Source organism: Propioniciclava sp. LT432 (assembly GCF_059515965.1).
Genome location: NZ_JCAKNE010000011.1, coordinates 1 through 21,986, shown reverse-complemented (window position 1 = coordinate 21,986; position 21,986 = coordinate 1). Strand labels below are relative to the sequence as shown.

The following is a 21,986-nucleotide window of genomic DNA, read 5'->3' as shown; positions in this document are numbered from 1 at the left end:
CCGGTGCCACCCGGACTGGGAGAGTTCAGCCACCCAACTCCCAGCGGTCACCGACTGGTCATCTTCACGTCATCCGACACATTCGAGGAAAGCAATTGAAGAGTCCGAATCCGAATGCACAGCAGACACGCGCGCGTGTTCATACCACAGGAAAATGAACCCCCACGGACGAGATGGCGCACCTCCGGCACCGGATCCCGCCCGCCATCCGAGAGTCCCCTGATCGTCCCCGGAGCCTGCTAGGGTCTCGCTCGTCCTTCGACCATGGCCGTCCACCCCCCGTCTGGAGCTGTGACATGAACCGCGATGACCGACGCGTCACCCTGCTGTGCTTCCCCCACGCCGGTGGCGGGCGACTCTTCTACGAGCGGTGGCGCCGGCTGCTCGAGCCCACGGTCGACTTCCGGGTCGCGGCGTACCCCCACCGCGAGCAGCGCCTGGCCGAGCCCATGCCCGCCACGGTGAGCGGGCTCGTGGAGCAACTCTACGGGCAGCTCGAAGATGAATTGCGCGGCGACTACGTGGTTTGGGGCCACAGCATGGGCAGCGTGGTGGGGTACGAACTGGCGAAGCTGGCCCGGGAGCGGCTGGTCAACCTCCCGTTGGCCTTCTTCTCGTCCGGGTCATCGGCCCCCTGTGACAGCACCTTTCGCGACGCCGGCTCCCTGTCGACGGCCGGGGGCCTCGAACGGATCCTCCGGCGCTACGGGGGGCTCGACGAGGCGACCCTGCGCGATCCGCAGTTCATGGGCTACTTCCGCCCGATCATCACCGACGACCTGCGCCTGCTGTCGGGTTACCGCGATCCTCGCCCCGACCCTCTGCCGTGCCCCCTCTTCCTGTTCCAGGGAGAGGACGACAACGTGACGGTGGACAATTGGGCCTTCTATTCGACCTCCCGCGTCGACCTCACCTATTTCAGCGGTGGCCATTTCTTCATCACCGAGCACGTCGCCGAGATCGCCGAGGCCATCATCCGGCGGCTGGAGCCGATCATTCAGGACTCCGTCCACGTGTGATTCCAAGTCCTTCCCTCTTGGCATGGGACGAATCCGCGTGCTCGACCTGAGTGGCATTTCTCCGTCCGAGAGGGCAGCATTCCACACCCATTCCCGACATGAACGTCGGGACCGAGCCGCACAATTCCGGTTCTCGCAGGACCAGGTGCGGTGCCTGGGCGCGGGTCTGCTGCTGGACCTCGCCCTCGCGCAGGACTTCGGCGTCTCCTCCCGCGCTGCATTCGCCACCGGACACCACGGCAAGCCGTTCCTGCGCGACCACCCGCAGTTGCACTTCAACCTCTCCCACGCCGGCGACCTGGTCGTGTGCGCGACGAGCCGCCGTCCGGTCGGTGTGGACGTGGAAACCGTCGACGGCCGCGCGGTCCACCTTGCGCGATCCCACTTCACCGCCGACGAGGTCGATTTCGTCTTCGGGCGGGGGCCCGAGGCGGAGGCTGTTCGGTTCACGACCGTGTGGGCATTGAAGGAGAGCTACCTCAAGTACCGCTCGTGCGGCCTTTCGGTGCGCCTGAACACGTTCTGCATCCGGAGCCGACGCGGTGTCACCGGGGTCACACCGTCGGGAGGGGCGCCGCTGCTCCGGTCCGCCATCACCCCGGACGGCGGCAGCGTCATCGCCCACTGCGGGCACGAGGAGATCGACCTGCTCCCGCCGTTCCTGCGGCCGCGCGACCTCATCGCCTGGGCTGAGGCGAACCTGGGCTGACCAGCGCCAAACGCCGGCCCCTCCCGGCCGGCCGGCCCCCGTGCGAGGATGCCGGAGGAGTTCAGGGCCGCACGGGTCGTCCGGCACAGGAGGCATCGCATGGTGGACAGGCATGAGCGCAGCGACGTACGTCGCAACCGTGAGGCGCTGCTGAAGGCGGCCGCCGAGGTGCTGGCCGCGGATCCCTCGGCGAGCATGGACGACATCGCCGCCCGCGCCGGTCTGGGGCGGGCGACGATGTACCGCCACGTCAGCGGACGCGCCGACCTGCTGGCGGAGTTGTCGGAGTGGGCCCTCGACTCCGCACGTCGGGCGGTGGCCGACACGGACGCCCCGGGCGCCCCGGACAGCCCGGACCGCTCGGCGGAGGCCGGACTGCGCCACCTCCTGGAGCGACTCGTGATCGAGGGTGCCGGGTTCCGTGTGCTGCTCCGGCTCGACATCGGGTCCGATCCCCGCTTCACGACGGCTCGCCAGCAGGTCCTCCAGCCGATCGCCGATCTGGTCCGGCGCGGCAAGGCCGCGGGCGAGTTCCGCTCCGACCTTGACCCGACCTGGGCCGTCGTCGCGCTGATCGCCCTCCTTCAGGCGGCGGTGGCCGACGAGAGGGAGGACCCCGCGAGGCTCGTCTGGGAGACCGTCGTCGAGGGCTGGCGTCCGGCTTCTTGAGCCATGCCTTAAACTGGGACACTACAGTCTCACTTTGGAGGATCCATGGCGTCCCGCACCCACGATCACCTGGACCTGCTGGTGGTCGGCGCAGGCCCCACCGGCCTGACCGCCGCCGTCGAGGCGCGCCGCCGCGGACTCTCCGTCCGCGTGGTCGAGCGCCGCGAGCGACGGTCCCCCTTCTCCAAGGCGCTGGTCGTCCACGCGCGCACGATGGAGGTCTTCGATGGGCTCGGGCTCGCCGAGCACCTCACCGCGCGCAGCGCCCGGTTCTCGGCATTGAACCTCCGCGGCGTGGCCGGCGCCCGCGGCCGGATCGACCTGCTCGACCTGGACTGGGGCGACACGGACCACCCGCACTGGCTCACGTTGCCGCAGTACGAGACCGAGCGTGTGCTCGAGGACGCCCTGTCCGCCCTCGGCGTCCAGGTGGAGTGGGCCACCCGTTTCACCGGCGTGGCCGAGGAGGATGACGTCGTGGCGGCCACCCTCACGGGCCCGGCCGGAACCGAGGTCGTCCGCTCACGCTGGCTGCTGGGTGCGGACGGCGGGCGCAGCACCGTCCGGGACGCCATCGGCGGAACCCTCGAACGCGAGGACGCCGGGGCGACGTTCATCCTCGCCGATGCGCAGACCTCGGCGTCGCTCGCCGAGGACGAGGGCCACCTCTTCCTGCACCCCGACGGGCTCCTGATCATCGTGCCCCTGCCCGATCCGGGACGGTGGCGCATCATCGCCCACGCGCCCGGCGAGTCGCCCGCGGCACGAACCCCCATCGACGCCGGGTACCTCGACGACCTCGTCCGCGGGCGAACGGGCATCGAGTTCGGCGCCCGCGACCTCGGTTGGACCTCCCGCTTCGCGCTCACCCACGGCGTGGCCGACGTGCACCGCCGCGGACGGGTGTTCCTGGCCGGCGATGCCGCCCACGTGCACAGCCCCGTCGGCGGACAGGGCCTGAACACGGGCGTCCAGGACGCCCACAACCTCGTCTGGAAGCTGGCGCTCGCCGACCGGATCCCCGCCGAGGCGCGGGAGGACCTGTTGGAGAGCTACGCCGTCGAGCGGGGGCTCGTGGCGCACGCGATGGTGGGCGGCGTCCGTCGGGCGACTTCGCTGGTGGCCGGACGCGGCGGGCTCGCCCGGCGCGTCGTCGGGGCGCTGGGTCCGCGCATCCTGCCCAGGACCCGCCTCCGGCTCGCGCTGGGGCGTCCGCTGGCGGGACTCGAGGTCGCCTACGCGGGCGGTCCGCTCGTCGTGAAGGAAGCCCCGGGTTCGGGCGCGCGGCTGGCCAACGTCCACCTGGGTGACGGTTCCCGGGTGCTCTCCCACGTGGATCCGCAGGACCCCACGTGGGTGGTGCGCGAACCCGCATCCGACGGGCCGTGGGGCGGCCTCCCCCTCGTGGCCGTCCCAGCGGACGCCGACCTGCCGCCCGTGACCCTCGTCCGCCCGGACGGCCACATCATCGCCTCCGGGGACGTCCCGGCCGCCGTCTGGACCATCGTGCGGCGTTCGCCGGTCCTGCTGGCCATCGCGGGGGGTTGGTGATGGTGAGCAGGGAACACGCGAGGGGCCCCACCGCTGCGCCATTGGATCATCCCGCCCTGGCGGGGGCTGTCGGCGACGTTCGAAAATGAGGCCATAGCGACGTGGTGGTGTCCACTTCTCACCGGCGAAAACTGTTCCGTTTCAGGCGGCGTCGACAATCACCGCCTGAGCGGGGAGCACAGCCGCGACGGCGACCGGATGCCGAGGAAACTCGGATCATCCCCGCCTGAGCGGGGAGCACCGCCAAGGAGATGACGAAGTGAAGCCCTGCGAGGGATCATCCCCGCCTGAGCCGGGAGCACGTGGTGGTCTCGTCGGCGGGGAGCGCGGTGCCCGGATCATCCCCGCCTGAGCGGGGAGCACTCTTCTTGACTAGGAGATATTCCGGAGACAGCTCAGTGTCTCATTCGGTTTGCTTCTCGCACGCTCGGGATCATGCCGTGAACTCCTGCGCCAACGGGTCGCTGGCTTCACCGGCTTGATCCCGAACGATGTCGAGGCTGCCTCCCTGCCCGGTGATCAGACCGGACCGTTCTTCTTCGCTGCGGTGTTGCCGAACTGGTACTCCCAGCGCGCCACCGTGCCGTCGGAGAAGGCGTACCGCTCCAGCGGGCGAGCCGTCACGACGACGGACTGCGCCTTGGTGACCTCATGGGAGCCCGCCGCGACGACGCGACCGTCGAGGAGGTACTCGACACCCTCGGTGCTGGGGATGACCACCCGGTCGTGCTTCCACCCGTTGACGTCGTGGAACGTCGGGGCCACGGGCGAGACGATCGTCAGCGGCGGCTCGGCGTTCTCGCTGAGCACCACGACCGACCGTGCGGGCACGGTCAGCGTGCCCGTGGCGGCCGCCCAGGTGGTGCCCAGCAGCACCGGATCATCCCGGACGCCGTCGGTCAGCACCGGGTCGAGGACGTACTCGACGCCCGCCTGACCCTCGATCGCCTCGGTGATCGGCTCGGGGGACGCGTTGATCGCCACCAGCACGCCGTCCCGGGCGGGGTCGAGGTCGCCGTCCCCGGCAGGATCGTCGACCCGCATGACGATCAGGCCCGCGGTCTGATCGGCGCCGGCGTTCGGGAACGTGACCCGGTCCTTGATGAGGTCCGCTGACCCCAGGGTGAGCAGCGGGTTCGTCGACCGCAGTTGGAGCAGTTCGAGCGCGGCGTCGTGCGACGTCGCGATGTCGGACGGCGCCGGCTTGAGCGCCGGGTTGGCCAGCAGCGGACGCATGGCGTCCCACTTCGAGCCGTTGTCCGGCTCCGGCGGCAGGCCGACCCCGAAGTTGTTCGACTGCATCGACCAGTCCAGCGTGTTGAACCAGTCACCGGAGTTGTAGGAGTTGCGATCGAGCGACTTCGATCGGAGCAGATCCGTGCCCGCGTGCCAGAACGCCGGCGATTGTCCGAGCGCGACGGTGCCGAGCGACACCGTGTTCATCCGGACCCGGTCCGCCATCGGGGTGTCGACCGGCAGCTTCCAGATCCCGAGGTCGTACAGCGTCTCGTTGTCGTGGGCGTCCACGTAGTTGACCGACTCGTCGGGCTCCGTGGCGTAGCAGGCGGGCGACCCGTTGTAGTCGAGCTGGGCGCCGGTCTGCACGGCACCCGCGGACGTCTCGAAGGCGTAGTCCTCCAGGTTGCCGGCCATGCCGAGCCGGATCAGGTCCTGGTCGTGCCGCAGGTTCTTGAGCTGCTGTTCCTCCGACTCGTCGGTCACGCCGTTGGGGTCGGTGTACAGGCCGGTGCCGAAGCCCTGGAACTTCGCCTTGTTGTCGTCGAAGGGGCCGCCACCGTGGACGGCGTCGCGCAGCCGGTCGTTGAAGGCGCCGATGTGGGTGCCGTCGAGCTGGCCTTGGGTCGCCTGCGTGAAGCGGGCGTTGTTGGCCACCTCGCCGAAGTTCCAGCCCTCGCCGTACAGGTAGATGTTCTTCCCGTCGACCCCGTCCTCGGCCAGGGTGAGCTCGTCGAGGGCGGCGCGCACGGCCACCATGTTGTCGAACGAGTGGTGGCCCATGAGGTCGAACCGGAAACCGTCCACGCGGTAGTCACGCGCCCACGTCACGACCGAGTCGACCATGAGCTCCTCGGCCATCTCGTGCTCGGTCGCCACGTTCTGGCAGCAGGTCGAGGTCTCGACGGCGCCGGTCAGGTTCAGGCGGTGGTAGTAGCCGGGCACGACCTTGTCGAGCACCGACTTGTCGCCCTGCCCCGACTGGGCGGTGTGGTTGTACACCTCGTCGAGCACGACCTGGTAGCCCGTGCGGTGCAGGCCGCCGACCATCGAGCGGAACTCCGCGGTGCGCTCGCCACCCACCTGATTGCCGGGCGAGGCGTACGAGCCCTCGGGGGTGCTGTAGTGGAACGGGTCGTAGCCCCAGTTGAAGCCATCCTGGTCCGCGACAGCCATCACGGCCGCCTGCTGCTGGTCCGAATCCGGCGCCGCGCCAGTCGGGATCGCGGGCACAACCTGGGCCGCCCGGTCCTCTTCGATCGTCGCGATGTCGAAGCTGGGGAGCAGATGGACGGTGTTCATGCCGGCGTCCGCCAGCTCACCGAGGCGCCGGACGCCGTCCGTCCCCTCGAGCGCGAACGCCGCGTAGGTGCCGCGCAGCTCCTCGGGGACCGTCTCGTCCGAGATGGAGAAGTCACGGATGTGCAGCTCGTAGATCGTCCGGTCGACGAACTGCTCGATCACCGGCGCGGGCGTGTCGGCCCACAGGTCCGGCGCCCAGGCGGGATCGTCGAGGTCGACGGCCACGGACGCGGTCGAGTTGAGCGTGAGCCCCACTGAGTACGGGTCGGTGACGTGGTTGGTGACCACGCCGCCGGCGCTCGGGGCGTACACCTCGATCACGTACCGGTAGGCGCGGTTCTTCCAGCCCCGCTTGCCCGGCACGCTCCAGGTGCCGTCGGCGGCGCGAGTCATCGTGATGACTTCTGGCGTCTCCGTCACGTCCACTCCCGGGAACAGCTCCAGCGCCACCGAGCGGGCCGTCGGCGCCCACACCCGGAACGTCGGGACGCCGTCCGCGAACGTCACCCCGAGGTCGGTCTCGCGGGCCGAGGCGGCGTAGAGGTCGTCGAGGACGCCCGGGACCTGCAGTCCGGTGAACACGTCCGGGACGCCATCCGTGCCCGCCTGCAGCACCATGAGTTGCCCCTTGAGCGCCTCCTCGATCGAAACACCCTCCTCAGGCGTGAGCTTGAGGGCGAGGAAGCCGGACAGGTGCTTCCGGTTCTCCAGCTGCGCGGCCGTGAGACCGGCCGGGTCGTGGGTCAGGGTGCCGAGCAGGACCGCCGGCTCACCGGCCCCACCGGTGACCGCGCCATCGGTGACGGTGAGGCCGCCGTCGGCGTCCCCCCACAGCTGCCACGTCGTCTCAGCCGGGTCGGGGGCGAGGTTCGACGGCCAGGCGATCGTCTCCGCGTCGATCCAGTGACCGAGGAACTGGCCCACGCCGGCGAGCGGCGGGTCGGTGACGGCGATCGTCAGCAGGTGCGTCGCGATGTCGTAGGTGAAGGTGACGGGCTTGCCGCCGGGCGCGCTGAAGGCGTAGTTGGCACCGCCCGGAACCCCTCCCTCGCCGTAGTTCTCCGCCCAGCTGAGGTTGTGCGCGACCTTGACCTCGTAGGAGCCGGCCGGCAGGGCCGCGGCCGTCCATGTGTAGGTGCCATCACCCTCAAGGTCCTGGAGTGAGGTCAGCAGGCAGTCGGGTTGCCAGTCACCACCCGGGCAGCCGACCTCGCTCTGGAACGAGCCGGGCAGGGTGATGAGGGGACCTTGGGCGCTCGAGGTGAACCACTTGGTGGCGTCGTCGTAGACGAACGTCACGGGCTGGGTGGCCGCGAGCGTGAAGGTGACGTTGGCACCGCCCGGGACGCCGCCGGCCCCGTAGTTCTCGTCCCAGGTGCCACCGATGGCGATCTTGTACTCCCAGGAACCGGCGGGCACCGTGAGCGTCTTGGCGTAGACGCCACTGCCCAGGTCGTCCAGCTTGATCGCCTCACAGTCGGGCTGCCAGTCGGAGTTGCAGCCGAGCTCGCTGTTCATGCTGCCGGGAACGGTGACGACCAGTCCGGTACGACCGCCGACGGGTTCCGGCTCCGGCTCGACGAACGGATCCGTCAGGTCGGTGCCCACCACGTGCAGGGCGGAGGTCGCGACAGCGGACCCGTCGGCGTCCACCGAGACGGCGCGCAGCTCGACTGTGGTGCCGGCGGGCAGGTCGCGGAAGTCCGCGAACACGCGCGGGGTGTCGTCCTCAGCCGTGCCGAGCGGGATGTAGTCAGCCGACCCGAGGACGCGGTACGCAAACGACGTCTCGGCCCAGCGGTTGTCCGCGATGTCGGCCATGACCGGCACGAGGCCGATCGAGTCCACGGGCCCGGACGCCAACGTGATCGCCTGCGTCGCGCCGGCGTCCGCCAACGGGGCGTCCGCCTTGAGGACGACGGCCGAGAGCGCCGGCACCGTCAGCGTGAGCGCACCCTCGGCGTCCGAATCGACGGAGGCGCCCCCGCCGAACAGCGGCGCGTAGGTGGCCGCGGGGGTGAGCGTGGTGATGGTGGCCGTGGCGTCCGCGGTGGTGTTGTTGAACGCCACCACGTACTCGACCTTCTCCGTGCGGTCGACACGCGCGACCGCGTAGATGCCCGGGCCGTCGGCCGCGAAGAGCTCGACCTGGGCGCCCGTGTCGAGGGCCGGGTGGGCGTCGCGCAGCGCCGACAGCGCGGCGATGTGGGTGTACAGCGGCGCACCCGTGTTGAAGTGGGTCCCGGTGCCGTACTGCTGGCCGCCCAGCAGGACGTTGTCGAGGTAGCTGGCCGTCTGGGAGGCCATCATGTCCTCGCGGGCGTCCTTGTCGTTGCCGTCGCCGATGAACCCCTGCTCGTCGCCGTAGTAGACGACCGGTTGGCCCCTCGTCAGATACATGAGGGCGTGCGCGAGCCGCGAGCGATCCAGCTCCGAGCCCGCACCCTGCAGCAGGCGACCGACGCGACCCATGTCGTGGTTGCCGAGGAAGGTCGGCAGCGCGGACGCCGACGAGTGGTCCGTGGTGTAGTAGTCGTCGGTCGCGTAGAGGCCGGAGAGCCCGTCGGCGCGGAGTCCCTTGGCGTAGCCGAGCGCCGAGGACTGGAAGGCGAAGTCGAGCACGCTCGTCATGTCGGTGTCGCGGACGTAGGGCGACAGTTTGGTGGCGTCCGCGTCGTAGACCTCGCCGAACATGAAGAAGTCGGGATTGCCCGAGGTGACCGCGTGGTCGTTGACCGCGGTGGTGAACGCCTCCCAGAACTCGAAGTTGACGTGCTTGGCGGTGTCGATCCGGTAGCCGTCGATGCCGAGGTCCACCCAGGTCTTGTAGATCTCGATCATCGTGTTGACGACGACCGGGTCCTCGGTCATGAGGTCGTCCAGGCCCACGAAGTCGCCGAACGTCACCGACTCGCCGCTCCAGGTCGAGTTGCCGCGGTTGTGGTACAGCGTGACGTCGTTGAGCACGTCGGGCACCATCACCGTGTTCTCGGCGCTGCGCACGGGGGTGTAGGGGAACGAGCGGGTGTCGGGGTGGAAGTCGGGGAAGCCCGGCTGACCGGCCAACTCGGACACGTTGACGACGTTCCCGTCGTCGTCCTTGTAGGGCTTGGTCGCGGTGTCGATGTAGTCGTACTGACCCTCGGCGTAGTCGATGAGGTCGGCGGTGTGGTTCGTGATGATGTCGAAGTAGACCTTGATGCCGCGGGTGTGCGCGTCGGCGATGAAGGCCTGGAGTTCTTCGTTGGTGCCCAGGTGCGGGTCGATCTGCGTGAAGTCGGTGATCCAGTAGCCGTGGTAGCCGGCGGATGCGTCGGCCCCGGTGCCCTGCACGTAGTTGTTCTTGAACGACGGGGTCAGCCAGATGGCGGTCGTGCCGAGGCCCTCGATGTAGTCGAGCTGCCGGGACAGGCCGGCGATGTCGCCGCCGTGGTAGAAGCCTTTGTCCGCGGGGTCGAAGCCGGTGGTCATCCGGTCGCCCGTCAGGCCGCCGGTGTCGTTGTCTGTGTTGCCGTTGTCGAACCGGTCGGTCAGGACGAAGTAGAAGCTCTCCCCCTCACCAAGCTCACGCACCGGCGGGGCGACCAGGCCGGCGTCCGCGGTTGCGTCATAGGCGCCCGGCAGGTTCGGCGCGGCGATGGAGACCTTGTTGGTCGCGTCGTCGAAGAGGAACGTCAGGGTGGTCGCCTCGGCCAGGCGCAGGGGATAGTTCCCGGACCCGTTGCCGTAGGACTCGTCCCACGTGCCGTTGAGGGCGATCTTGAACTCCCAGTTGCCCGCCGGAACGGTGAAGTCGCCCGACCACACGCCGTCGGCGTCGGCGTCCGCCAAGTTGGTCGCCGTGCACTCCGGCTGCCAGTCCCCCGGACAACCCAGCTCCGACTGCATGTCCCCGACCAGGGTGACGGACGCGGTCGCCGCAGCCGCGGGCGGCGCCCCGGCGGACGTCAGCCCCACAGCACCGGTGAAGGCGAGCGCCAGACTCACCGCCACGGAGAGGAGGCGGGCACGCAGCGTCCGGTGAGAGGGAGAAGGGAACATGGGGTTTCTCCTAGCGGGACCACGGTCGGGTCATGCGGGAGCCTAAGGGCGAACAAGCCCCATGGCAACGGTTCCGAGCGATCGGTCCGGTCATCTGTCGTCCGCCCAGCGCGTCCGCCCTGAGCGTTCGCGGGCCGGACGCGGTGCGCCCAGCCGAGCGTGCACCACCCGAGCCGCCTGCACGAGCGGCGGTCCCTTCGGTTCGGGCAGACCCACCCAGCGCAGCGGCGCCGTGAGGCGTCCGGAGACCGTTGCGCGCAGCAAGGGCCAGGGCTCGTGCTCCACGGGCGTCCGCCACAGGACGCCCGCCCGCCGGTGGAACGCGTTCCAGCGGCCGGTCAGGCTGTCGACGAGCGGGGTCCGCTCCGCCTCGGGCAGCGGGTCCCCCCACTCGGTGCGTGCCAGGAACCAGTCGTCGGCGCCCGACCCCTTCAGGCCCGGAGCACCGAACCGGTGGGTGACCCCACCGTCGCAGCTGAGGACGGCACTGTCCGAGGGCAGGTAGGGCAACCCGAGCGTGCGCAGGGCCAGGGCGAAGGTCGGCTTGGCCACGACCATCCCGAGGAACCAGATGCCGTCTTTGCCTCCGGGGCCCCGGACGTACGTGCGGACGTTCATCTCCGCGAACGCTCCCCACCCCGGGATGGTGGGCAGGCCGGGCACCCGGACCCGCGCCATGCGGAAGGGTGTCAGACCCACCCACGTGCTGCCCTCCCACTCCTGGGCGCGCAACTCAGGGGGTAGCAACCCCTGGATCACGCCGACGGGGAATTCCCAGTGCAGGAAGGTCAGGTCCTCCCAGTCCTGCAGGTTGACGGGGATCGCGACGGGTTCATCGGGAAGCCGGCCGCTCATCACCGTCCACCTGGGCGCTCATCGCCGTCCACCTCAGACGGCTCCGTTGACCTCACGCGTGACGGCGTCGGGATCCATGCCCTGCTTCTCGAGGAGCAGGTCGATCTTGGCCTCGATGCGTTCGTCGGACTCGCGGGACTGGGAGGACCCCCAGAACAGCAACAGCCCCAGTCCGGCGGCCTGCCACACGAGCTGGAGGAACTCCGACTGCCAGTTCTCGAACGTGGACGCGAAGAACTGCGCGAGGAAATCGCTCCAGGCGAAGGGAGCGCCGTGCTGTTCGGCTTCGTTGCGCACCACCATCAGCTGGGTGACGAATTGGCCGATCCAGGCTCCGAGGAACAGCACGCCGGTGACGAGGCCGAAGCCGTAGGCCTTGGCGAAGCGGGGCTTCCCGAGATCGGAACTCCTCAGTGTCTGGAGAGGATCGCGAACCACCATCTGACACCTCCTGGATCTGGGCCGGGCACATCGCCGCGGTCACTTCTGCTGCACTACCCGGGACGGTGCCCGAACAAACCGGCGGCTCGCTGCACCGCGCGGCGTGCGCCAGCTTTACTGGGGTTGGCTTCCTTGGGGTTGGCTTCCTTGGGGTTGTCTTCCTTGGGGTTGTCTTCCCTGGCGGCTGTCTCCCCCGGCGCCGGCTCTCTCGGCGCCGGATGAGCAAACATCCCCCGGATGAGGAAAGATCCGCCGGGTGAGGAAACGTGCGCCCCTCCCGCGCGCCAGGTCCAGAAGGATGCCACGGATAGAAACGGCGCGAGTGCGCTCATCCGGCGGGTGACGGGAAGGTGCTGGGACGGTCAGCGGTTGGTCACCCGCCCCGTGAACCCGGCCAGCGCAGCGAGGACGGCCGGCCGGGCGGCGATCCAGGCCACCGCCGTGACAATGACCGCGACGCCGAGCATGACCACTCCGGTCCAGTCCGTCGCGTACGCCAGGGGATCCGTCGCCGAGCCGCGTCCGGCGAACATGTGGTTCAGGTTCCTCCGGGCTCCCGTGACCAGCACCATCACCACGTGGGTGACGATGAAGACGACGAAGTAGACCATCACCGGGAAGTGGATGGCCCGGGCCACCCCCACGGGGAAGACCCTGCTCAGCCTCCCGTCCTGCTGGGGCCACAGGCTGCTCAGGCGCAGGCCCGAGAGCACCGACAGCGGCGCGGCGACGAAGATGGTCACGAAGTAGGCGAGCTGTTGGAGCGCGTTGTAGTGGACCCACCCGTTCTCCGCCGGTGTCGTCAGGGACAGGTACTGCAGCGCGACGCTCACGGCATGCGGGAACACGTCCGGGCTGGTCGGGACGACCCGCACCCACTGGCCCGTCGCGAAGAGCAAGACCAGGAACAGGGCCCCATTGGCGAGCCACAGGACGTCCAGGGCCTGGTGGAACCACACGGTGATGCTCACCTTGCGGCCGGAGTCCCCACGGGGGGTCCAGTAGGCGGGCGGCCGCTTCTCACCATGGATCTGGAGGCCGGTTCGCACGATGAGGACCATCAGGAAGAAATTGAAGAAGTGCTGCCACGCGAGCCAGGCGGGGATCCCGACCGGAGCCCCGTCCGGGAGCGGGTAGGTCCCGGGGTAGCGGGCGACGAACTGGACGCCGGCGTCCTCCGTGCGGAGCCACCGGGCGACGAGGACCAGGACGACGGACGCCACCGCGGCGCCGGCGAGCGTGATCCAGGGCCACTTCCTCGAGGGCTTCTGCGGGGACCGCGCGTCCGTCACCTCCGCGGCGGCCAAGGAAGGCACTTCCGCGGACGCCGCCGGAGTAACTTCCACGGACGCCGCAGGAGACACTTCCACGGACGCCGGCGCGACGGCCACGCCGGCGGGGGGCCAGGGTTCCTGTCCCGGGGACCTTGGCAATCCCTGTCGGAGGGCGACGTGGCCAGCAGAAACAGCCAACGGCTCGGCCGAGCGCAGCACGTCCGGACCGGGATCGGGAGCGATGTCGCGGCTCGGCACAGCGACCGCCTCCGCCCCGGGCGGCGTTGCTTCCGCCATCCCCACGCCGGCGGGGGGCCAGGGATCCCCACCGCGTGTGCGGGGTAGCCCCTGCCGGACCGATGGCGCGCCCATCGTCACCCACCCGCCTCGGCGTCCAGCGCCTCGATCAACTGCGGGACGACGGTGAACACGTCCCCGACGACGCCGAAGTCAGCGATGTCGAAGATCGGCGCGGAGGGGTCGCTGTTGATCACCACGATCGTCCCGGCCGTCTGCATGCCCACGCGGTGCTGGGTCGCTCCCGAGATGCCCAGGGCGACGTACAGCTGGGGCGACACCAGGACGCCGGTCTGTCCGACCTGGTGGCTGGCGTCGATGAAGCCGGCGTCCACCGCTGCGCGCGACGCACCGACGGCGGCGCCCAGGGCGTCCGCCAATCGCTCGACGAGCGCGAAACCCTCCCGGCTGCCCAGACCGCGGCCACCCGCGACCACCCGGGCGGCCGTCGACAAGGGGGGCCGTTCGGACGCCACCTCGACCGGCTCCACGTCGCTCACCGCCACCGCCCGACGCTCCTGGGATTCGACCTCGAGCTGGGACACCGCTGGCTCCCGTGCCCCCGCCCGGTCGTGGACGGCACCCGGCCGGAGCGTGACGAAGAGCGTCCCGAACGTCGCGGCGCTGGTCACCTGGAACGAGCCGCCCAACGGCGAGTGCTGCGCCAGGACGCCGAGGTCGTCGCGGGAGAGCCCGACGGCGTCCCAGGCCAAGGCTCCCCCGGTGCGGAGCGCGGCGCGGGCCAACGCCTCACGCCCCCGGATCGAATGCGCCGCGAGCACCGCGACGGGGTTCTCCTGGCGGCAGGCCGCGCTCAGCGCATCGGCCTCGTGCGTGCCCGGCCCGTCGGGCTGCGCGAAGGTGAGGACGCGCTGGGCGCCCACACCGGCGGCGTCCCGGGCCAGTCCGGCCAGGACCCCCTCGGGGGCCACCACGAGGGCGACCACGTCACCAAGTTCGGACGCCGCCCCGACGACCTCGGCGCCGGTCGGGGCCAGTGCTCCGCCGGGCGTGGTGTCCAGCAGGACGAGGATCGTGTGGTCGCTGGTCATGGCGTCCTCGATCCCAGATTGGCGGAGCGGAGGAAAGCGGCGAGTTGGAGCCCCGCGTCGCCGCTGTCGGTGATCTTGGTCCCGGCCGTGCGGGGTGGCCTGGCGGCGACGGACGTCATGATCGAGTAGGGCGTGGCGGCGGGGTCGACGGTGATGCCGAGGTCGCCGAGGGTGAGCTGCTCGAGCGGCTTCTTCTTGGCGGCCATCGTCCCCTTGAAGCTGGGGAACCGCGGATCGGGGAACGCCTCCGTGATGGACACCACAGCGGGCAGGGAGGCCGTGACCGTCATCCGGACGCCGTCGGCCACGCGTGTTCCGTGGAGCGTCCCCTCCGTGATCTCCAGCGTGGTGAGCAGGGTGGCCGCGGGGACGTCCAGGAGTTCGGACAGCAGGACCGGCAGCACGCCGCCGACCCCGTCGGTCGAGGCGTTCCCCGTGATCACGAGGTCGAAGGGCGCGCGGCGGATGGCGGCGGCCAGAGCCGTGGCCGTGAGGATGGCGTCCGCCCCGACGAGGTCGTCGTCGGAGATGTGCAGGGCGGAATCCGCCCCCATGGCCAGCGCCTTGCGCACCGACGTCGCCGCCGTGGGCGGCCCCATGCACACCGCGACCACCTCGGTCCCCGGGTTGTGGTCGGCGTGATTGAGCGCGACTTCGAGCGCGCGCTCGGAGATCTCGTCCAGCGCAGGCCCGTCCGACCGGACGATGAGGCCGGTTTCGGCGTCCAGTCGTCGAGCACCGTAGGTGTCCGGGACCTCCTTGACGAGGACGAGGATCCTCATGCTCCTGACCTCCGTTTCGACAGGGCCGCGACGACCTTCGACGGCGCCGGCCGACCCAGTAACGAGGCCATCCACAGCGACGTCTCGACCAGGGCGTCCAAGTCGATCCCGTGGTCGATGCCGAGGCCGTCCAGGAGCCAGACGAGGTCTTCCGTGGCGAGGTTGCCGGTGGCCGAGAGCGCGTAGGGGCATCCCCCGAGGCCCCCAGCCGAGGCGTCGAACGTCGTGACCCCGGAACGGAGTCCCGCCTGCACATTGCCCACTGCCTGGCCGTAGGTGTCGTGGAAGTGCAGGGCGAGGCGGCTCCTCGGCACGCCCGCCCGGTCGAACGCCTCCACCAGTTGCTCGACGTGCCCCGGGGTGCCCACTCCGATGGTGTCACCGAGGGACAGCTGTTCCACGCCCGATTCGACGAGCTTGGCACCGACCGCGACGACCGCCTCGATCGGGACGGGGCCCTCCCACGGGTCGCCGAAGCACATGGACACGTAGCCCCTCACGCGCACCCCCGCGGCCAGGGCCCGCGCCACGGTCGGCTCGATCAGGGTGAACTGGCCGCGCAGGCTTCGGTTGAGGTTGCGCTGGGCGAAGGTCTCCGTGGCGCTGGCGAACACGCCGATGTGGCCGGCCCCCGCGGCCAGCGCACGCTCCAGGCCCGCCTCGTTGGGCACGAGGACGGGCATGCGGGCCGGGACGAAGTCCCCGGACGCCGTCAGCGCCGCCAGGAGTTCGGACGCGTCGGCCAGTTGCGGAACCCACGACGGCCGAACGAAGCTCGTGGCCTCGACGTAGGGCAGCCCCGCGGCGGCCAGTCGCCGGATGAACTCGGCCTTGTCGGCGACGGGCACGATCTCCGCCTCGTTCTGCAGCCCGTCCCGGGGACCCACCTCGTGGACGGTGACGGAGGTCGGGAACCCGTCGACACGGACCGGGGTGGGGAGGTCGCGGTCACGCATCGCTCGGCTCCAGGACGAAGATGCGGTCCCCCATGGCCAGTTGGTCCCCCGTCTTGAGGAGTACCTGGGTGACCTGACCGTCCGTCGGCGCCCGCAGGGCGAGCTCCATCTTCATGGCCTCCATCGTTCCCAGGACCTCCCCGGCCACCACGTGTTGGCCCGGCTCCGCGGTGACGCTGAGGACCACGCCGGGCATCGGTGCCGTGATCGTGCCGTCGGCGGTGGCAGCGTCCGACCCCAACCCCATGTGGGTGGCCGCGCTGAAGCGGGTGGCGTGGCCGTCGACCGACACCAGGACCGCGTCGTCCGTGCGCAGGACGTGGGCCCGACGGAGGAGCCCGTCGATCTCCAGTCGCACCTCGGTGCCCTCGTCGGCGGACGCCCTGACCTCGTGCACCCGCCCGTCGACCAGGACGCGCCCGGCGACCCGGTCGACACCGACGTCGAGCGCCTGCCCGGCCCGCGCCAGACGCCGGGACCACGGAGCGCGCTCGGCCCCCAGGCGCCACCCGTCCCCCACCCCGAAGGGTCCGGCCGCGGGGTCGTTCGGCGTGGCGAGCACCCACGCGGCGACGACCGCGTGGGGCGTCCAATCGGGAGCCGGGGTCGGTTCGGGCGTCCGGTCCAGGAACGACGTGTCCACCTCGCCCGCGGCGAAGGGGGCCGACTCGACGAGGTCCGCCAGGAAGCCGGCGTTGGTCGTGAGGCCCAGGATCGCGGTGTCGCGCAGGGCCGCGGCCAGCCGTGCCCGGGCTCCGTCCCGCGTGGGCGCGTGGGCGATCACCTTCGCGACCAGCGGGTCGTAGGACGTCCCGACCGTCTGACCCGCCTCGAGCGCGGTCTCCCACCGGACGCCCCCGCCCCAGCTCAGCAGGCGCACCGTGCCGGTCTGGGGGAGGTAGCCGTGGTAGGGATCCTCCGCGTAGACGCGCGCCTCGATGGCATGGCCCTCGCACCGCACGTCCGCCTGCTCGAACGGAAGCGGTTCGCCCGCGGCGATGGCGAACTGGAGGTCGACCAGGTCCAGCCCCGTGACCAACTCCGTGACGGGGTGCTCCACCTGGATGCGGGTGTTCATCTCGAGGAAGTGGACGGTGTCGCCGGCCACCATGAACTCCACGGTCCCGGCGTTCGTGTACCCGACCGACCGGGCCAGCCGGACCGCGGCGTCCGTCAAGGTGGTGCGAAGCGCGGGGCTGAGGCCCGGCGCGGGCGCCTCCTCCACGACCTTCTGGTGGCGTCGCTGCGTGGAGCAGTCGCGTTCGAAGAGGTGCACCACGTTCCCGTGGAGGTCCCCCAGGACCTGGACCTCGACGTGCCGCCCCCGTTCGACGTACTGCTCGACGATCATCGTGTCGTCGCCGAACGCCGCCCCCGCCTCACGCCGCGCCGCCTCGAACGCCTCCGCGAACGCCGCGGGGTCGTGGACGATCCGCATGCCCTTGCCACCGCCGCCGGCGGCGGCCTTGACCATGAGCGGGAACGGGACGCCTTGGGGCGGGTCACCGGCAGTCACGACCGCGGACGGGACGACGGGGACGCCGGCCCGCTCGGCGACCTCCCGCGCCTTGTCCTTGCGCCCCATCAGTTCGATGACGCTGGCGTCCGGGCCGATGAACGTCAGCCCCGCCTCGGTGACTGCACGGGCGAAGCCGGCGTTCTCGGAGAGGAAGCCGTATCCCGGATGGACGGCCTCGGCCCCCGATCGGCGCGCCGCGGCGAGGAGGGCGTCCACGTTCAGGTATGAGGCGAGCGCGGGCGCCGGGCCGATCCGGAGCGCCACGTCGGCCTCACGGACGTGCTGGGCCGCGACGTCGGCGTCCGAGTACACCGCGACGGTGCGCAGACCGCGCGCCCGCGCGGCGCGGATGACCCTGACCGCGATCTCGCCACGGTTGGCGACCAGCACGCTGGAGAAGGTCATGGCTCCCCTCACATCCTGAAGACGCCGTAGGAGGGGTGGGGAATCGGCGCGTTCGCCGCCACGGAGAGGCCCATGCCCAGGACCCGGCGCGTGTCGACGGGGTCGATCACCCCGTCGTCCCACAGCCGGGCCGTCGCGTAGTAGGCGGACGCCTGCTCCTCGAACTGCTCCAGGATGGGTTCCTTGAAGGCGGCCTCCTCCGCGGCGGACCACGTGTCGCCCTTGGCTTCGATGGCGTCCCGACGGACGGTCGCGAGGACCGAGGCCGCCCTGCTCCCCGCCCATGATTGAGATGCGGGCATTGGGCCACATCCAGAGGAAGCGGGGTTCGTAGGCGCGCCCACACATGCCGTAGTTCCCGGCCCCGAACGACCCGCCGATGATCACCGTGAACTTCGGGACCACCGACGACGCCACGGCGGTGACCAGCTTCGCGCCGTCCTTCGTGATGCCGGCGTTCTCGTACTCCTTGCCCACCATGAAGCCGCTGATGTTCTGCAGGAAGACCAGCGGGATGCGCCGTTGGTTGCAGACCTCGATGAAGTGCGCCCCCTTGAGGGCGGACTCCGAGAAGAGGATGCCGTTGTTCGCCACAATCCCCACCTGGTAACCCCAGATGCGCGCGAATCCGCAGACGAGCGTGGTGCCGTAGAGCTCCTTGAACTCACGGAGCTCCGACCCGTCGACGATCCGGCGGATGACCTCACGGACGTCGTACTGGATGCGCGAGGAGGTGGGGACGACGTCGTAGAGGCCCTCGGGGTCGTCCACCGGCTCGCGCGGCGTCGCCGGGACCAGGCTCAGCTCGGGCACCGGGGCGATCGTGGCGACGATGCCGCGGATGATCTCCAGGGCGTGCGCGTCGTCCTCGGCCAGGTGGTCGACCACGCCCGAGGTGCGGGCGTGGACGTCCCCGCCGCCGAGTTCCTCGGCCGTGACGACCTCACCCGTGGCGGCCTTCACCAGGGGCGGGCCGCCCAGGAAGATCGTCCCTTGGTTGCGGACGATGACCGTCTCGTCCGACATCGCGGGGATGTAGGCGCCCCCCGCGGTGCACGACCCCAGGACCGCCGAGACCTGCGGGATGCCCCGGGCGCTCATCTGGGCCTGGTTGTAGAAGATGCGCCCGAAGTGGTCCTTGTCCGGGAACACGCCGTCCTGGAGCGGGAGGAACCCGCCGCCCGAATCCACCAGGTACAGGCACGGCAGGTTGTTCTGGAGGGCGACCTCCTGCGCACGCAGGTGCTTCTTGACCGTCAGCGGGTAGTAGGTGCCGCCCTTCACCGTGGCATCGTTCGCGACGATCACGCAGTCGCGCCCCGAGACCCGGCCGACCCCGGTGATCATCCCGGCACTCGGGACCTCGTCGCCGTACATTCCCCAGGCGGCCAGCGGGCTCAGCTCGAGGAACGGACTGCCGGGGTCGAGGAGGGCGTCCACCCGATCGCGCGGCAGCATCTTGCCGCGCGCGACGTGCTTGTTGCGGGCCGCCTCGGTCCCCCCGACCCGGACCTCCCTCAGGCGCCGCTCCAGGTCCGCGGTCAACTCCCTGAGGCCGTCGGTCACGGACGTGCTCCCTTCGAGGTGCCGGAAGGGGCCGCCGGGGACCGGAACCGCTCGGCGGCGCGTTGGGCCACGTCGCTGGCGAAGAGGTCCGCGGACAACGCCACCATCCGCGCCGCGTTGGCCTCGATGTGGTGCGCCAGCGGCGCGTTGACCAACGCCTTGGTCGCCTGGACGCCCTGGGGCTCGGCCCCGAGGATCTCGGCGACGGTCCGTTCGACCCCGTCGTCGAGGTCGTCGGGAGCGACGACCGTGGTCACGAGCCCGTCGGCCCGCGCCTCCTCCGCGGTGAAGCGCCGGCCGGTGAGCATGAGTTCGGACGCCCCCCGCGCGGTGATCCGGGGCAGGATCGTCAGGCTGATGGCCGCGGGCGCCAGCCCGAGCCGCGCCTCCGTGAGGGCGAAGTCGCTCTCGGTGGAGGCGATGGCGATGTCGCACGCCGCGATGATCCCGATCCCCCCGGCGCGCGCCGGTCCCTGGACGCGCGCGATGACGGGGACACGGTGCTTCACGATGGCGGACTCGACGGCGACCAGCCGCGAGATGATCCCGTCCATCCGTCCGGCCGTGGATCTCAGGTCCGCGCCCGCGCAGAACGCCGTCCCCTCGGCCGCCAGCACGAGGACGCGCACGTCCTCCCGCTGCTCGCAGGCAGCCAGGGCGTCCAGCAACTCGTCGAGCAGGCGCTCCGACAGGGCATTGCGGGTCGCCGGCGCGGCCAGCGTCACGACCGCCACCCCCCGCTCGTCGATCGAGGTCCGGACGAATTGGGTCGCGGTCGCGCGGTCGAACTGCTCCCCGACGATCTCCTGGCGCTCCATTGCAGCCTCCATTGCAGCCTCCAAGGCCACGCTCCAGGGCCCGAGCGTATGAGGCAAGGTACTCGTGGGCACACAACAAAGACAAGACCCCGAGTTGACTCACCTAAGACCTCCGCTTCGAGGGGGTCGTTGCCTCAGGTGAGTTTCTCCGGTTCGGGGGTGTCGTTGCCTCGCGTAAGGGTCTCCGCCTGAACGATCCGGGGATGGAGCTGACCTTGAGCGAGCGCAGGGCTGTCACGGTGAAGAAGGCGTTGGCCTACAAGGGGGCGGACCGGGCCGGGAAGTCGCGGATCCTGGACGAGTTGGTCGAGTTGACGGGCTGGCATCGTGACTATGCGCGGGCGGCGTTACGGGAGGTGCTGGTCGTCAAACCGGTCCGGCCTCGCAAGCCGCGGTCGCGGGTCTACGGCGATGACCTGCTGCCCGCCCTGGTGCGCTGTTGGACCCTGTTGCGGGCGCCGGCGGGGAAGATCCTGGCGCCGTTCATGCCCGTGCTGGTGCCCCTGCTGCGGGTGGAGGGGGAGATCGTCTTGGACGACACCCAGGCCGAGTTGTTGGCCGGTATCTCGGCGGCCACGATCGACCGGATGCTCGCCGGGGAGCGGAAGCGGATGACGCTACGCGGCCGGACGCACACCAAGCCGGGGTCGTTGTTGAAACACCAGATCCCGATCCGCACGTTCGCTGACTGGGACGATGCGACGCCGGGGTTCGTCGAGATCGACCTGGTCGCCCACGACGGTGGGGTGGCCTCGGGTGAGTACTGCTACACGTTGACGATGACCGATGTGGCGACGGGGTGGACGGTGAACCGGTCGGTGCCGAACCGGGCCCGTCGGTGGGTGATCGAGGCCATCGACCACGCCGCCGGGATGTTCCCGTTCCCGATCGTGGGGATCGATTCCGACAACGGGTCGGAGTTCATCAACCACCACTTCCTGCACTACTGCGAGACCCGCAAGATCACGTTCACGCGCGGGCGGGCGGGGAAGAAGAACGACGGCTGTTACGTGGAGCAGAAGAACTGGGCCCGGGTGCGGGAGTTGGTCGGCTACTACCGGTACGACACCGACGCCGAGCTCGAGCTGCTGAACCGGATCTGGGCGTTGGATGACGCGTTCGCGAACTACTTCCTGCCCAGCCTGAAGCTGGCCTCCAAGCACCGCGACGGCGCCAAGGTCGTCAAGAAGTACCACCAGGCCGCCACCCCGCACCAGCGTGCCCTCGCCCACCCCGCGACCCGGAAACGGCCCGTGATCACGATGAACGCCCGGTTCAAGAAGCTTCGCCTCGGTGCCCTGCAACGCGAGATCCTCCACCACACCGGACGCCTCGAAGCCCTCGCCCAGGCCAAGGGCCGTACCGCCCGGCAACGCCGTGCCGCGACCGGCTGAACCGGAGGAGACACGTGAGGCAACGACTCCTGCCGAACCGGAGGTCACAGGTGAGGCAACGACCTAATCCATCCGGAGGTATTGACATGAGGCATCACGG

At 70.3% G+C, this 21,986-nt stretch carries 14 protein-coding genes; 5 read left to right on the top strand and 9 right to left on the bottom strand.

Features of this window, described 5'->3' with window-relative positions; translation table 11 throughout:
- The first annotated feature begins 296 nt into the window (after positions 1-296).
- The 4 genes from AC5YDV_RS07495 (at position 297) to AC5YDV_RS07480 (ending at position 3,948) form a co-directional block, all read left to right on the top strand.
- A complete protein-coding gene (locus AC5YDV_RS07495; RefSeq protein ID WP_496182590.1) occupies positions 297-1,019 on the top strand; it encodes a thioesterase II family protein in 723 nt (240 codons plus the stop codon).
- Between the two features lie 37 nt (positions 1,020-1,056).
- Positions 1,057-1,728, top strand: a complete 672-nt coding sequence (locus AC5YDV_RS07490) for a 4'-phosphopantetheinyl transferase family protein (RefSeq protein ID WP_496192455.1) — start codon at positions 1,057-1,059, stop codon at positions 1,726-1,728.
- A gap of 99 nt (positions 1,729-1,827) precedes the next feature.
- Positions 1,828-2,397 (top strand): TetR/AcrR family transcriptional regulator, encoded by a 570-nt coding sequence (locus AC5YDV_RS07485; RefSeq protein ID WP_496182588.1) that lies wholly within the window; start codon positions 1,828-1,830, stop codon positions 2,395-2,397.
- A gap of 45 nt (positions 2,398-2,442) precedes the next feature.
- Positions 2,443-3,948, top strand: a complete 1,506-nt coding sequence (locus AC5YDV_RS07480; RefSeq protein WP_496182587.1) for an FAD-dependent monooxygenase — start codon at positions 2,443-2,445, stop codon at positions 3,946-3,948.
- A gap of 519 nt (positions 3,949-4,467) precedes the next feature.
- On the opposite strand, the gene pulA is transcribed toward AC5YDV_RS07480, so the two are convergent.
- From pulA to AC5YDV_RS07435, 9 genes are all read right to left on the bottom strand, one after another.
- Positions 4,468-10,527: a pullulanase-type alpha-1,6-glucosidase gene (pulA, locus tag AC5YDV_RS07475; RefSeq protein ID WP_496182586.1), complete on the bottom strand. Its 6,060-nt coding sequence runs from the start codon at positions 10,525-10,527 to the stop codon at positions 4,468-4,470.
- A 90-nt stretch (positions 10,528-10,617) separates the two neighbouring features.
- Entirely contained in the window at positions 10,618-11,382 is a 765-nt protein-coding gene (locus AC5YDV_RS07470; RefSeq protein WP_496182585.1) for a YqjF family protein, read from the bottom strand.
- Between the two features lie 33 nt (positions 11,383-11,415).
- Complete coding sequence (locus AC5YDV_RS07465; protein ID WP_496192454.1) at positions 11,416-11,823, bottom strand: DUF6766 family protein; 408 nt, start codon at positions 11,821-11,823, stop codon at positions 11,416-11,418.
- 362 nt (positions 11,824-12,185) lie between these two features.
- Positions 12,186-13,355, bottom strand: a complete 1,170-nt coding sequence (locus AC5YDV_RS07460) for a cytochrome b/b6 domain-containing protein (protein ID WP_496182583.1) — start codon at positions 13,353-13,355, stop codon at positions 12,186-12,188.
- 116 nt (positions 13,356-13,471) lie between these two features.
- On the bottom strand, positions 13,472-14,446 hold the full coding sequence (locus tag AC5YDV_RS07455; protein ID WP_496182582.1) for an electron transfer flavoprotein subunit alpha/FixB family protein: 975 nt from the start codon (positions 14,444-14,446) through the stop codon (positions 13,472-13,474).
- A complete protein-coding gene (locus AC5YDV_RS07450; protein ID WP_496182581.1) occupies positions 14,443-15,228 on the bottom strand; it encodes an electron transfer flavoprotein subunit beta/FixA family protein in 786 nt (261 codons plus the stop codon). Before AC5YDV_RS07450 ends, AC5YDV_RS07455 begins: the two co-directional genes overlap by 4 nt.
- Positions 15,225-16,184, bottom strand: a complete 960-nt coding sequence (locus tag AC5YDV_RS07445) for a hydroxymethylglutaryl-CoA lyase (protein WP_496182580.1) — start codon at positions 16,182-16,184, stop codon at positions 15,225-15,227. Before AC5YDV_RS07445 ends, AC5YDV_RS07450 begins: the two co-directional genes overlap by 4 nt.
- Positions 16,177-19,674 carry a carboxyl transferase domain-containing protein gene (locus AC5YDV_RS07440; RefSeq protein WP_496182579.1) on the bottom strand — a complete coding sequence of 1,166 codons (3,498 nt, stop codon included), beginning with the start codon at positions 19,672-19,674 and terminating at the stop codon, positions 16,177-16,179. The genes AC5YDV_RS07445 and AC5YDV_RS07440 overlap by 8 nt, the downstream gene beginning before the upstream one ends.
- Positions 19,671-20,504 carry an enoyl-CoA hydratase-related protein gene (locus AC5YDV_RS07435; RefSeq protein WP_496192453.1) on the bottom strand — a complete coding sequence of 278 codons (834 nt, stop codon included), beginning with the start codon at positions 20,502-20,504 and terminating at the stop codon, positions 19,671-19,673. The genes AC5YDV_RS07440 and AC5YDV_RS07435 overlap by 4 nt, the downstream gene beginning before the upstream one ends.
- 191 nt (positions 20,505-20,695) lie before the next feature.
- Between AC5YDV_RS07435 and AC5YDV_RS07430 the strand changes: the two genes are divergently transcribed.
- A complete protein-coding gene (locus AC5YDV_RS07430; RefSeq protein ID WP_496182577.1) occupies positions 20,696-21,886 on the top strand; it encodes an integrase catalytic domain-containing protein in 1,191 nt (396 codons plus the stop codon).
- Positions 21,887-21,986: the final 100 nt, after the last annotated feature.

Bases quoted from the DNA above. Each gene is read 5' to 3' on its own strand.
- AC5YDV_RS07445 (WP_496182580.1), bottom strand. From the start codon at position 16,184: ATGCGTGACCGCGACCTCCCCACCCCGGTCCGTGTCGACGGGTTCCCG.
- AC5YDV_RS07430 (WP_496182577.1), top strand. From the start codon at position 20,696: ATGGAGCTGACCTTGAGCGAGCGCAGGGCTGTCACGGTGAAGAAGGCG.
- AC5YDV_RS07455 (WP_496182582.1), bottom strand. From the start codon at position 14,446: ATGACCAGCGACCACACGATCCTCGTCCTGCTGGACACCACGCCCGGC.
- AC5YDV_RS07450 (WP_496182581.1), bottom strand. From the start codon at position 15,228: ATGAGGATCCTCGTCCTCGTCAAGGAGGTCCCGGACACCTACGGTGCT.
- AC5YDV_RS07485 (WP_496182588.1), top strand. From the start codon at position 1,828: ATGGTGGACAGGCATGAGCGCAGCGACGTACGTCGCAACCGTGAGGCG.
- AC5YDV_RS07480 (WP_496182587.1), top strand. From the start codon at position 2,443: ATGGCGTCCCGCACCCACGATCACCTGGACCTGCTGGTGGTCGGCGCA.
- AC5YDV_RS07495 (WP_496182590.1), top strand. From the start codon at position 297: ATGAACCGCGATGACCGACGCGTCACCCTGCTGTGCTTCCCCCACGCC.
- AC5YDV_RS07435 (WP_496192453.1), bottom strand. From the start codon at position 20,504: ATGGAGGCTGCAATGGAGCGCCAGGAGATCGTCGGGGAGCAGTTCGAC.
- pulA (WP_496182586.1), bottom strand. From the start codon at position 10,527: ATGTTCCCTTCTCCCTCTCACCGGACGCTGCGTGCCCGCCTCCTCTCC.
- AC5YDV_RS07465 (WP_496192454.1), bottom strand. From the start codon at position 11,823: ATGGTGGTTCGCGATCCTCTCCAGACACTGAGGAGTTCCGATCTCGGG.
- AC5YDV_RS07470 (WP_496182585.1), bottom strand. From the start codon at position 11,382: ATGAGCGGCCGGCTTCCCGATGAACCCGTCGCGATCCCCGTCAACCTG.